The sequence below is a fragment of the Brevibacillus dissolubilis genome (assembly GCF_006170445.1).
GTDB classification, from domain to species: Bacteria; Bacillota; Bacilli; order Brevibacillales; family Brevibacillaceae; genus Brevibacillus_B; species Brevibacillus_B dissolubilis.
Window position 1 is genome coordinate 136,931 of record NZ_VCNA01000005.1, and the last position, 12,930, is coordinate 149,860.

Below are 12,930 nucleotides of genomic sequence, written 5' to 3' on the forward strand. Positions count from 1 at the left end.
CGACTAACGTTATGTTGGAGGGTTTATGAAAGAAATCATTTTAGAAACATTAAAGAATCTAAATTTTACCGAATATGAAGCGAAAGCATATCTTACCTTATTGGAGGAATCTCCATTAACTGGATATGCAGTAGCGAAAAATTCTGGTGTACCACGTTCAAAAATATATGAAGTTCTGGATAGTCTCGCCATACGAGGAGATATTCTGGTTAGTCCTGGAAACACGCCACAGTATACTCCTGTTCCTGCAAAGGAGCTAATTAAAAACCGCCGAAGGGAAGCCGAAGAGAATTTTGAACTGGCAGAAAAATCATTAGCGGAGTTCGAACGTTCTGCAAATGACCGTGAAAATATCTGGAATATTACGGGACAGAATGAAATAATCAATAAGGTAAAAGATTGTATATTATGTGCAAAAAAAAGAATTCTCTTAGAGGTTTGGAAAGAGGAATTCGAAGAATTGGAGTCTGAACTAAGAAAGGCAGCAAAAAGAGGGGTCAACGTAACAATTATTGCTTATGGGGAAATCGCCTCTGATTTTGCTAATGTTTACCTTCATTATATGGGTCATGAAATTACAGAAGAGTATGGTGGACGATGGATTGTTATTAGTGCAGATGATTCAGAAGTAGTAGCAGGTATTGTCTCGCTGGGGAAAGATAGCCGTGCAGCATGGACAAGGCATGTAGGTTTAGTAATGCCAATTACAGAAGTCATGATTCATGATTTGTATCTCATGGAAATTATGGTGAAACATAGAGAACTTTTAGAGGAAAGTTTTGGGGAAAACCTCGTGAATTTACGCCATAAATTCTCGATTCACCCAGACTTTAAAAAACATTATTTAAAATAGAACAGCATTTCTTCATAGTAAATAGGCTGTTCTTGTTCAACTAACGGGATTCTATAGCACAGTAAACAAACAACAAAAGCCGGTTCTTCCTTAGAGTAGGAAAATCGGCTTTTTTCCAAAGTATGTATTTGTGTATGTTTTGTCCAAAATCTTGGTACTACCCCATAAGGAAGAAGAGATTTTTGATCCGTACGAAAAGCAAGGGGGGATGAGCAAACATGAAAAATCGGTTTTCCATCGGGGAAATGGCGAAGCTCCATAATACGACCATAAAAACGCTGCGATACTATGATGAGATTGGTTTATTGAAGCCGATCCAAATCGATCACAACAACGGATACCGGTACTATTCAACCGAACAATTCGAACAGCTCAACACCATTCATTATCTCAAGGAGCTGGGCTTTTCTCTCAAAGAAATAGGGGTACATCTGGAACATCGGGATATTGACGGTTTTCTGGATTTGTTGAAGAAGCAAAAAGAGTTAACCGAACAGAAAATAAAAGAATTAGAACGAATCAACCGCAGATTCCAAAACCGCATCGATGACATCAATCTGGCACGGGGAATAGATGAGATGGGAGTGGTAGTCGTCAAGGATGTGAAAGAGAGGAGAATCGTGAGGCTCATGGAGAAAATCAGTTCAGAACCAGAGCTGGAAGTCTCCCTGCGGCAATTAGAGAACCTGTCCAATATGAGTTCATCTATTTTTATTGGAGGGGTTGGGCTTACCGTTCAGATCGATCACATCAAAAATCATAAGTTTGATGAATACAACTCCATCTTTATCTTAACCGAAGAAGAAGACATCCAAAGTGAATGGGTGACAACCCTGCCGGAAGGAAAGTATGCCTGTATCTATTACCGAGGCAATCATCATGAATCCCCTGCGTTTTACCAAAACTTATTAACCTATATCCAAGAAAACAATCTTCAAATCATGGGAGACTCCATAGAGAGAACGATCATTGATCACTATATTTCCAAAAATAAAGAGGACTACCTGACTGAATTACAAATCCCCGTGACCTATTGACCCTCCCCTTACAGGAGGGTTTACATTTGTTTGTGAACATACATGTGAAAGGGGTTTTCTGCTGTGTTTGATCCAGCGACATTCATGCTTTTTATCGGTACAGCCATTATCTTAATTATCATTCCTGGGCCAGACCTGATCTTCACGATTACACAAGGAATGACCAATGGAAGAAAAGCCGGGGTGGTCACGGCAATGGGACTGAGTCTGGGCAACGTCGTACATACGTTAGCCGCAGCACTTGGTCTGACGCTTATCATTAAGACCTCGGTGATTGTTTTTACCATTTTTAAAACAGCGGGAACCATCTATTTGTTATTTCTTGCGTATAAAGCATTCAAGCATCGAAAGGAACCCATCAATCTGAATGATTCGAATAACCATCCATCCAAAGGTCTGTTTCTTCGGGGATTGCTCATGAACATTCTAAATCCGAAAGTAGCGATTTTTTTCCTTACCTTTCTTCCGCAATTCGTTAATTATCAAGCGGGGAATATTCCTCTGCAGATGTGTCTGCTGGGACTGGTGTTTATTATCTTGACCGCCGTCATATTTAGCTTGCTGGGGTATTTTGCAGGATTTTTCCGTGAACGGTTAGTACAGAAGCCGCGTTTGAACGAGTATATGAACATCACAGCAGCCGTCATATTTTTGGGATTGGGACTCAAGCTGATTACGACCCAAATGTAATTCGTCATATCTTTCATGTATAGTACGGATAATCTGTATGTACCTTCATGAAAAATATTATTTTTGAAGTTTTTACAGATAACAAAACGATTGTAATAATTTGATAATAAATATATTATTGAATGGTTAGGAAATACTACATTGGAGGGAATTGTATGTTATCAAAATATGCAAAAGGATTTTTGCTAACGGCTATGTCAATCGGAGCACTTCAAGTATTGCCAACTGATGGTGCACAGGCTGCCGGAGTTTATCCTTGCGATGGTAATCCAGGGGTTTATATTTATAAAGATGCCAATTATACGGGAACTTGCAATCGTGTAGATATTGGTGATTATGCTGATTTAGCTTCTAATGGCATCACGAACGATGATGCGTCATCCATCAAGCTTGTTCATCCTTCTCCTTATCTCCGTTATGAAGCTACTCTTTACCAACACTCCAACTACCAAGGGGCAAAATCTGTATTGAGATTTGACCAACCAAAATTAGATGTGGAAAATGTTGGTAACGACAATGTTTCTTCTATGAAAATAAGAACCATACAGCAATCCGAGTTTGAGGGTGTATATTTATATGATAATCCTGGATTCCATGGTGATTGGGTAAAGGTTACCGGTCCTGTTTCTGATCTTTCCACATTATCGTTTAATGACAGAACCACTTCCATTTATATAGTTGGAAGATATACAGGATATGTATATACTAACGCTGGATTTTATGGAGTGAATTTGAAAATTTCTTCGGACGGAACTGGAGTTCCAACCTACGACCTAGGTGCTAGATTGGATGGTACGAATAACTCCATTAGTTCCATTTCTGTCACTACATATTAATCGGCCCCATCGACTGAACGGCCCTCTGTCAAGTAGACAATAGACAAGGGAAAAGCACGGACACCAACTCTGTACCTGGGTTGGTGTCTTTTTTTATGCTGCAGATTCCGCTTTGTGGGACATAAAAATGCTCCTCCTTGCCGGAAACAGTTTTATCATGTCAACTGTCTGCCGCTAGGGGGAGCATATCAATCGCGATCGGGAGCTTTTTTTACTTCCTACCTTTTCGAAACGCAATAATCGTAATCGGAACGAGAATCGCCAGGACAATCAGGATATAGATGGACGCTCCGGACAACTGTCCGCCGCTTTCACGGAAGCTCATCAACAGTCCGAGGATGCCCCAGACCACAGCCATGCCATATAGAAACGCTTTTCCTTTTTGAGGATTCAAAGACGAGCAACTCCTTTAACCAAAAATGACCATACCATACGCCCCATTATAACCGATGGGAGCTGCGTGATACCAGTTTTCCTCAATTCATTCACATCGGTATGAAATGTTAAAATATTCACGAAGAAAGTATTTACTTAAAGATGGGAAACGGAGTAAGATTCATATAAATTCTATTTCTTCTAAGTAAGGGAGCGTTAACTCATGAGGTGGAAAAAATCAGCTGCTCTTTCTCTTGCTACCGTCTTCTCCGCGTTATCCATCGCGGGTGTCAGTGAGGCGATGCCGGCACTGCCCCAGTCTGTCAAAGTGACACAACCTTCCGGCGAAAGCTTCCAGGTGTCCCAGCATGGTGATGAGTGGTTCAACTGGGCCGCGACCGAAGAAGGCGATGTCATCATCAAAGATCACAAAGGCTATTGGAACTACGCGATTCTTGATAAAGATGACATCAAGTCCAGCGGTGCCAAATACAAGATTGATAAAAAATGCAAAAAGTGTGTCTCTGACAAGGAAATGCGCGAATGGGTGAAAAAGAACAAGCCCCACGAAAAGAAGAAAAAGAAGCTAGGGAAAGACGCCGGAAAAATCACGGCACAAGGCATCCAAAGCAATGACCGTGTCAATGTCAACATGGATGTCACTTCCCAGATCGAACAGGAAGCAGTGCGTCCTGACGCTTTGACCGGGACAAAAAAGCTGCTGATCCTGTTGGTTGATTTTAACGATACAACGATTCGCAATACGGAAGCGACATGGAGCAACCGCTTTTTCGGTACCGCAACGGGAACGGTGCGTCACTATTTTAATGAAGTGTCCAATGGCAGATTGACGCTCGCCCCAGCGATGGAAGCGTCGGGTACCGGTAATGACGGTGTGGTGAGAGTCAAGCTCGGCTACAATCATCCCAACACGGGACGCAATACAGGCACAGCCAACCAGCAGATCGTCACCAATGCATTGGCGGCGGCTGATCCGTATGTCAACTTCGCCAGCTTTGATACAGATGGGGACGGCGATGTGGAGCGTGACGAGCTGTATATCGTCACCGTGACTGCCGGATATGAAGCGTCTTACAACAGCAACCAGACTCCCAACATATGGGCCCATCACTGGTACACCTCCTGGTCCATGCGTGACGGCAAAAATGTAACCGGTGAATATGTCCAGCAAGGGGAAATCCAAGGCGATCATATGGCGACGATGGGAGTGCTATGTCATGAGCTGGCACATAGCTTCGGACTGCCAGACTTATACGATACGGATGGCAGCTCGCTTGGTGCAGGTATCCACAGCTTGATGGCGAGCGGCTCTTGGGGCTATGTGGGCAGCAACTACCAAGGCTCCTCCCCGACCCAGCCGGACGCTTGGTCGAAGGTGTATCTAGGCTTTGTTGACCCATATGTCGTCAGCAGCCAAGGCAACTGGAGCAATCTGACCCTCAACGCAACCCCAGGTTCATCCAATGTGATCAAAATTCCAAGCGGGATCAGTTCCAATGAATATTTCCTGCTGGAGAACCGCCAATTCAACAGCTATGACGGAGGCTTGCGCAATGTGGTCTCAGGCAGTGGCGGGATTGCGGTCTGGCATGTCGACGATTCACTCACAAGCAATGCCAATGACAGCCGCAGATGGGTAGACCTCGAAGAGTCCAACGAAGGCTTGCTTGGCTACAGCCAGCTCGATACCAAACGATACAACGGCTATGATCATTACTTTTATTCCAGCCATGTGAATCAATTTTCTCCTGTTACCAGACCAAGCAGCAATACGTATGAGGGCACCAATACGGGGATTCGTGTGACCGTCAACAGCACGAGCGGCACCAGCATGGGGATCGGTCTCACCGTCGACCGTACCGCCCCGACCGCACCGGGTAACCTGCAATCCACGGCGCGTACAGCCAGCACCATTACATTGAACTGGACAGCTTCGACCGACAGCCACTCCGGCCTCGCTACGTACAAGCTGTACCGCAATGGGGTCTATCTCACCGATATCGCTCCCAGCCTTACGAGCTACACCGATGGCGGGCTTGCGACAAGCACCTCCTACAGCTACTATTTGAGCGCAGTGGATCAGATGGGCAACCAATCTGCTGCGAGCGATACGATCAGCGTACTGACCCAGGCGAGCGGGGTTGACGTGGTAGCTCCGGCCGCTCCAACCAATGTCGTGGCGACTGCGGTCGCAAGCGATCAGGTGGATCTGAGCTGGTCTGCGGCGACAGATGACAAAGGTGTCGTCAGTTATCATGTGTACCGTAGCGGGGCAGAGGTGTACAGCAGTCCGAACCTCTTTTTTGAAGATCACACCGTCACAGGGGGGCGTACGTACGACTACACCGTACGTGCGCGCGATGCCGCAGGGAATATGTCTCCCGTCAGCAACACAGCGACCGTGACCACTCCGGCTCCACCGGCGGGTACTTCTTTTGACTTCCCGCTGTCTGTCAGTGCCGGTATCAGCGAGAGCTATACACTGGGAGCGGGGCAGGAGACGTATTTCCGCTATGTACCGGCCATCTCTGGCATGCATCAGTTCACCACAGTCAGTTCTCTTGATACGTATGGTCATCTCTACAATGACAGCCGTGGGGAACTGGCTGCCGACGATGATTCAGGCGATGGCAACAACACACTGGTCAGCTACAGCCTCACCGCAGGCCAAACCTATTATTTCAAAGTACGGGGCTACAACGCAGCGATGACAGGCTCGTACCAGCTCAACATCATCGCTCCAACCGGAAGTGCTGGTGATTCCTTCAGCAACCCGATACCAGTAAGCGCTGGTACAACCGAAAGCTATACGCTTCAGGCGGGTCAGGCGTTGTACTACCGCTATGTGCCTACAGCATCCGGCACGTACACCATCACCACGCTCGGCACTACCGATACGTACGGACATCTGTACAACAGCGCCCAGACCGAGCTGGTCACCAACGATGATGACGGGGAAGGCAACAACACCCAGATCACCTACAACCTCACCGCAGGCCAGACCTACTACATCAAAATCCGTGGGTATAACACCAGCACAACAGGAGCCTTCCAGCTCAAGATCAGTCAGAACTTGACATTCAACCATGTTGAGGGAGATTCTTTTGCCAACTCGATTCCGATTCAGGCAAGTGCAGGTACTACCTATCAGCTACATGCAGGTCAAAGCTATTACTTCCTGCTCGTACCAGGTCAGACACGTACCTACAGCCTCAGCACCCAAAGCGATGTCGATCTGTACGGCCATCTCTATGATGCAAGCCAAATGGAGCTTGCGGCCAATGATGATGACGGAGACGGCAATAATCCGCTGATCACCTACACGCTCGACGCTTATCAGACCTACTATTTCCAAGTGCGTGGCTACCACACATCCACCAACGGCTCTTTCCAGCTCGTCCTCAACTAACAGCGTGGAATATAGAAAAAGGCAAGAACCACCCGCAGAGACTCTCAAATCTGACGGGTGGTTCTTTTTAATAGAAGGGATAGAAGAAAATGAAAAAATTGTATTTACAATGATTGGGGTAAGGAGATAAGATACTATTTGCACTATTCATATCTATCTTATAAAGGGGAGTTGTACATGAAGTGGAAAAAAACGGCGGCCCTTTCCTATGCCACCGTATTCTCGGCTCTGTCCCTGGCCACGGGTGTCTATGCGGCGCCTGCGAATCCCGACTCTTTTGAAGTGTCTCAACCATCTGGTGAAGCTTTTGAGATGAAGCAGAACGGTGACGAGTGGTTCAACTGGCAAACATCTGGAGACGGCGATGTGCTGATCAAGGACAAAAAAGGCTTCTGGAACTACGCGATTCTGGAGGACAACAAGCTTCAGGCGAGCGGCTCCAAGTACAAGATCGACAAAAAATGTGACAACTGTATCTCCGACAAGGAGCTGCGCAAATGGGTGAAGGAATACAAGCCCCATGAGAAAAAGAAAAAAGAATGGAAAAAAGAACGGGAGGCCGACCAGGTTAAGCTAAAGGCAGGTGTGACCGAGCTTCGAGGTGAGGGTGTCACAGCCGATGCAGCTCTGACTGGTACGAAAAAACTGCTCGTCCTGCTGGTTGATTTCAACGATGTGACGATTCAAAACACAGACTCGACATGGAGCAACCGATTCTTCGGTACATCTGTCGGAACAGTCCGAAATTATTTCAACGAGGTAAGCAATGGACGCCTGACGATCGCGCCTGCCGCCGAAACAGGGGGTCTTGGCGATGACGGGGTGATCCGGGTCAAGCTCAACTACAACCACCCCAACACGGGCAGTCAGTTCACCCAAGCGAACAAAGATATCGTCACCAATGCACTGAACGCGGCAGACCCATACGTCAATTTTGCCAGCTTTGACGCAGATGGTGACGGAGACGTAGAAAAAGATGAGCTCTACATCGTAACCGTCACCGCAGGCTATGAAGCTTCTTACAGTGCAAGCTATACCCCGAACCTCTGGGGTCACCACTGGTACACCGCTTCCTCTACCCGCGATGGTAAAATCATCTCTGGTGAATACGTACAGCAGGCCGAGCTTCACGGTGACCACATGGCGACGATGGGGATTCTGTGCCATGAATTAGGTCACAGCATGACCCTCCCTGACCTGTATGATACCGATGGCAGCAGTGCAGGCGTCGGCGGCCACAGCTTGATGGGTGCAGGCTCATGGGGCCGGGCAGCCGGACAATACAGCGGTCAGTCTCCGACCCATCTGGATGCCTGGTCCAAGCAGTTCCTCGGGTTTGTAGACCCGACTGTCATCACCGCAGAAGGCAACTATACCTACACACTCAATGCTGCTCCGGGTGCTTACAATACAGTGAAAATCAATGCAGGTACAACCTCTGGCGAATACTTCCTGCTGGAAAACCGCCAGTTCAATGGATATGACGCAGGCTTGACCCGGACGGTTACAGGCAGCGGCGGAATCGCGATCTGGCATATCGATGATGCGATCACGACCAATGCCAATGATACCCACCGTAAAGTCGACGTGGAAGAATCCAATGAAGCAGCACTGGGCTACAGCCAGATCGACACCGATGTTGCTACAGGCTATGACCACTACTTTTATCTGGGTAAGGTCAACGAGTGGTCCCAATACACCACTCCCAACAGCAATCTTTACTCCGGCAACAAAACCGGTGTCAAAGTGACGGTCAACAGCACAAGCGGCAATGCGATGAGCGTCAATATTTTCTACGACAAAACCGCTCCGAGTGCCCCATCCAACCTGACTGCAGCCAGTGACAGTGCATCTACCATCACACTCAACTGGAGTGGAGCAACAGATAACACCGGAGTGACCGGCTACCGTATCTATCGTGATGGCGGGGTTGTCGCGACGGTGACCGGAACCAGCTATACCGATACGGGACTTGTGATGAATCAGACCTATTCGTATCAGATCATGGCGATCGATGGGGCGGATAATCATTCGTTTCTGAGCAACCAGGTGCAGATGGTAACACAGGGCAGTACGGTTGACATCATCGCACCAACCGCCCCGACCAATGTGACGGTATCACCTATCTATGCGAACAAGCTCAATATCAGTTGGACGGCTTCCACTGACAATATCGGTGTGACCGAATACATCATCTATGACGGCAATGGTAACCAAATTGGCACCACCACGCGCACCATCTTTGGTCATACCCCGCTGATCCCTGACACGACCTACTATTATCAGGTGAAGGCAAAAGACGCAGCGGGTAATCTCTCTCCTGCCAGTGCAATTGTTTCGGGGAAGACCAATCCTGATACGACTGCGCCAACCGATCCGAGCAACCTGAATGCGACAGCTGTCTCTGCCAATCAGATCAACCTGAGCTGGACGGCTGGTACAGATGATATCGGGATCACCGAATACATCATCTATAACAGCACGACAAGTACCGAAATCGGCAGAACGACTGCGACATCATTTGCCCACACTGGTTTGAAGCCAAATATCGGCTACTTTTACAGAGTGAAAGCAAAAGACGCCGCAGGCAATCTTTCCCCGGGGAATCAAGTGTTCAGCGCATATACTCCTGCCGATACCGCACCACCTACCGCTCCAGGCAACCTGACAGCGACCACCGTCTCTACCAGCCAGATTGATCTGAAATGGACCGCTGCTACAGATGGCACAGGTGTCTACCAATATGTCATCTATGACAGCACCGGTAAACAGATCGGTCTGACCAACTACATGGTATTCTCCTACTCCGCCAAAGGTCTCACACCAGGCGTCACCCATACGTTCCAAGTCAAAGCCAAGGATGAAGCAGGCAATCTCTCTGTTGCAAGTACGGCTTCGGCTACCACGATCGCAGATTATACGATTCCGTCGACTCCCGGCAATCTGACGGCCACACCGTTTTCGTACAGACAGATTGACCTGAAATGGACGCCATCTACTGACAACACCGCTGTCAAGGAATATGTCATCTACACCAATAGCGGTATCCAACTTGGTACAAGCACCACCAACACGTTCTCCCACATGGGTCTGACTGGCAGCACCACCTACTCTTATCTCGTCAAGGCAAGAGATACCGCAGGCAACCTTTCCCTGGCAAGCAACATCGCCACGGCCACTACGCCAGTCACGAGCACAGATATGACCGCTCCGACCAGTCCAACTGGTCTGTCAGCCAAAGCGGTATCCGGCAACCAAATCACCCTGTACTGGACGGAAGGAACCGATAACGTCGGGGTAACCGGCTACCTGATCTACAACAGTGGTACCCTTGTCGGCACAACACAGACCCCATTCTTCGCCCACTACAATCTGACCCCGAACACCGGATACTACTATCAGGTCAAAACAAGAGATGCGGCAGGCAACCTCTCTATCGGCTCTACCGTTGTCTCCGCGGTCACCCCTAGCACGATTATCGACGCTCCGCCGATGCGCCCTGGTAACCTTACGGCGAAAGGGATCAGCACAAATCAAATCCAAATCAACTGGATCGCCTCCACCGACGATGTAGGCGTCACCGAATATCAAGTGTACGAAAGCGGTGTACTAATCGGAACCGTTTCATCCACCACCACCACATTCACCCAGACCGTGCCTAACACTTGGTACCGTTATTATCAGGTTAAAGCAAAAGACACCGCAGGAAACATCTCTGAAGGAAGCAACGTTGCCAAGGCTCAACCGATCCTTCCCTAGATAAAGGGAAGGCATCTCCATAATCAATCCCTAAAAAAATCGCCCACCACGGAACCTGTCAAGGCTCCATGGCGGGCGATTTTTTTATCTGTGTCGTAATCCTGATTCTGAGTCGTAAAAATAAGAGCACGTGCTGAACTGGATAGCCGGAGTTTATTTTGTCTTTTATAAACGGCAGGGCCTAACACCGAGAGCGGGAGGAGAGTATCTGTTTGCAAGGAGACCGGCTGAACGAAGTGAGGGAAAGGCGACTGGAAAACAGATACTCTCCTCCCACTCTCACCCCCCGCGCCTCCGGGCCTATAAAAAAGCAAAAAAACCTGCCGCCTACCGAAGCAGGCAACAGGTTTATCATCTCAACAAGAGTTTAGAGCACGTCACTTTTCGAAACAGTCACACGTCCATCTGGAAAGAGCAGGGTAAGATCTGTGTCGGTCTCCGCCAGCACCATTCCCATTTGTGGATAGATGAATTCCACCCCAAGTCCTTTTGTCTTCACCGCAACTTTTTGTCCAAATGCGAATTTCATGACCAACACCATCCTTTACCATAAGTTATTGTTATCGTCCATAATCTTTACAAAAAATTAATAAAACCTTTAAGTACTTAACATTATAATACGATTTCCTAAAAAGGGAAGACCTTTTCAATCAGTTGTGTCTATTTTTTTACGACAAAAACAGATGGGTGTGGCGGGTTTCCTTGTACTTCTGTTTCAATCCCTCTATAATAGGTAGGGCGCAAGCAAATAAGGATTCTTTTATGAGTAGTACCTACATACATATAGACTGAGGAGTGCAAAACGATTGGCTGTACGATACGAACTGATCAAAACCTGCAAACAGACAGGTGCACGCCTGGGGAAGCTGCACACACCCCATGGCACCATTGACACCCCTGTGTTTATGCCTGTGGGAACGCAGGCGACCGTCAAGACGATGAGTCCGGAAGAAATCAGTGCGATGGGGGCGGGGATCATCCTGAGCAACACCTATCATCTGTTCCTGCGTCCGGGGCATGACATCGTCCGTGAAGCTGGCGGGCTGCACAAGTTTATGAACTGGAACGGCGCGATTTTGACGGACAGCGGCGGCTTCCAGGTCTTTAGCTTGAGTAATTTGCGTAAAATTACAGAGGAAGGGGTATCCTTCCGTTCCCATCTGAATGGGGAGAAGCTCTTTATCGGTCCGGAAGAGGCGATGGAGATTCAGAACGCGCTTGGGGCCGACATCATCATGGCGTTTGACGAGTGCCCGCCATATCCGGCTGAGTATGAATATGTGAAGCAATCCACAGAGCGTACTTCCCGCTGGGCGGAGCGTTGTCTGAACGCACACTCGCGCAAGCACGATCAGGCTTTGTTTGGGATTGTACAGGGTGGGATGCATCAGGACTTGCGGACACAGAGTGCCAAGGACTTGGTCGCCATGGATTTTCCCGGCTATGCCATCGGTGGCTTGAGCGTAGGGGAGCCGTTCCCATTAATGTATGAAGTATTGGATTATACGGTTCCACTCCTGCCGGACAACAAGCCGCGTTACCTGATGGGCGTAGGCTCACCGGATGCGCTGATCGAAGGGGCCATTCGCGGCATCGACATGTTTGACTGTGTGCTGCCGACCCGGATTGCGCGCAATGGGACATGCATGACAAGCCAGGGACGTCTGGTCATCCGCAATGCCAAGTTTGCCCGTGACTTCGGGCCGCTTGATCCTGAGTGTGATTGCTACACCTGCAAGAACTATTCCCGCGCCTACATCCGCCATCTGATCAAGGCAGATGAGACGTTCGGGATCCGCCTGACGACGACCCATAACCTGCACTTCCTCATCAAGCTGATGGAGAATGTGAGACAGGCGATTATGGAAGACCGTCTGGGTGATTTCCGCGACCAGTTTTTTGCCCAATATGGTTTGGGTGAAGATAGATCATTTTAACCAGTTGTAAGGA

Annotated in this window: 9 protein-coding genes; 7 read left to right on the forward strand and 2 right to left on the reverse strand. The window is 48.2% G+C overall.

The genetic code is table 11. From position 1 onward, the window contains the following. Window positions 1–25: 25 nt before the first annotated feature. The 4 genes from FGI41_RS11635 to FGI41_RS11650 all read left to right on the forward strand — a co-directional run bounded on the left by FGI41_RS11635 (window position 26) and on the right by FGI41_RS11650 (window position 3,416). Entirely contained in the window at window positions 26–853 is an 828-nt protein-coding gene (locus tag FGI41_RS11635; protein ID WP_139490316.1) for a TrmB family transcriptional regulator, read from the forward strand. 218 nt (window positions 854–1,071) lie between these two features. After that, the gene (locus FGI41_RS11640; protein ID WP_139490317.1) at window positions 1,072–1,890 is read left to right on the forward strand and encodes a MerR family transcriptional regulator; all 819 of its coding nucleotides are present in this window, start codon (window positions 1,072–1,074) and stop codon (window positions 1,888–1,890) included. A gap of 63 nt (window positions 1,891–1,953) precedes the next feature. After that, a complete protein-coding gene (locus FGI41_RS11645; RefSeq protein ID WP_218015232.1) occupies window positions 1,954–2,580 on the forward strand; it encodes a LysE family translocator in 627 nt (208 codons plus the stop codon). Window positions 2,581–2,735: 155 nt separating this feature from the next. Further along, window positions 2,736–3,416 (forward strand): beta/gamma crystallin family protein, encoded by a 681-nt coding sequence (locus tag FGI41_RS11650; RefSeq protein ID WP_176560243.1) that lies wholly within the window; start codon window positions 2,736–2,738, stop codon window positions 3,414–3,416. Between the two features lie 211 nt (window positions 3,417–3,627). Here the strand turns inward: FGI41_RS11650 and FGI41_RS11655 are convergent, their stop codons facing one another. Continuing rightward, complete coding sequence (locus FGI41_RS11655) at window positions 3,628–3,810, reverse strand: hypothetical protein (RefSeq protein ID WP_139490319.1); 183 nt, start codon at window positions 3,808–3,810, stop codon at window positions 3,628–3,630. A 204-nt stretch (window positions 3,811–4,014) separates the two neighbouring features. Between FGI41_RS11655 and FGI41_RS11660 the strand changes: the two genes are divergently transcribed. Further along, window positions 4,015–7,221: a M6 family metalloprotease domain-containing protein gene (locus FGI41_RS11660; RefSeq protein WP_139490320.1), complete on the forward strand. Its 3,207-nt coding sequence runs from the start codon at window positions 4,015–4,017 to the stop codon at window positions 7,219–7,221. Window positions 7,222–7,398: 177 nt separating this feature from the next. After that, window positions 7,399–10,980, forward strand: coding sequence for a M6 family metalloprotease domain-containing protein (locus FGI41_RS11665; protein ID WP_139490321.1), 3,582 nt, complete (start codon window positions 7,399–7,401; stop codon window positions 10,978–10,980). Between the two features lie 367 nt (window positions 10,981–11,347). Here FGI41_RS11665 and FGI41_RS24945 read toward each other — a convergent pair whose 3' ends face one another. Next, window positions 11,348–11,509 (reverse strand): hypothetical protein, encoded by a 162-nt coding sequence (locus tag FGI41_RS24945; protein ID WP_176560244.1) that lies wholly within the window; start codon window positions 11,507–11,509, stop codon window positions 11,348–11,350. A gap of 277 nt (window positions 11,510–11,786) precedes the next feature. Between FGI41_RS24945 and tgt the strand changes: the two genes are divergently transcribed. Beyond that, on the forward strand, window positions 11,787–12,917 hold the full coding sequence (gene tgt / locus FGI41_RS11670) for a tRNA guanosine(34) transglycosylase Tgt (RefSeq protein WP_139490322.1): 1,131 nt from the start codon (window positions 11,787–11,789) through the stop codon (window positions 12,915–12,917). The last annotated feature ends 13 nt before the right edge of the window (window positions 12,918–12,930 follow it).

Excerpts from the sequence above, each read along its gene's own strand:
- FGI41_RS11635 (WP_139490316.1), top strand. The coding sequence starts at position 26 with ATGAAAGAAATCATTTTAGAAACATTAAAGAATCTAAATTTTACCGAA.
- FGI41_RS11640 (WP_139490317.1), top strand. The coding sequence starts at position 1,072 with ATGAAAAATCGGTTTTCCATCGGGGAAATGGCGAAGCTCCATAATACG.
- FGI41_RS11650 (WP_176560243.1), top strand. The coding sequence starts at position 2,736 with ATGTTATCAAAATATGCAAAAGGATTTTTGCTAACGGCTATGTCAATC.
- FGI41_RS11660 (WP_139490320.1), top strand. The coding sequence starts at position 4,015 with ATGAGGTGGAAAAAATCAGCTGCTCTTTCTCTTGCTACCGTCTTCTCC.
- FGI41_RS11665 (WP_139490321.1), top strand. The coding sequence starts at position 7,399 with ATGAAGTGGAAAAAAACGGCGGCCCTTTCCTATGCCACCGTATTCTCG.
- FGI41_RS24945 (WP_176560244.1), bottom strand. The coding sequence starts at position 11,509 with ATGAAATTCGCATTTGGACAAAAAGTTGCGGTGAAGACAAAAGGACTT.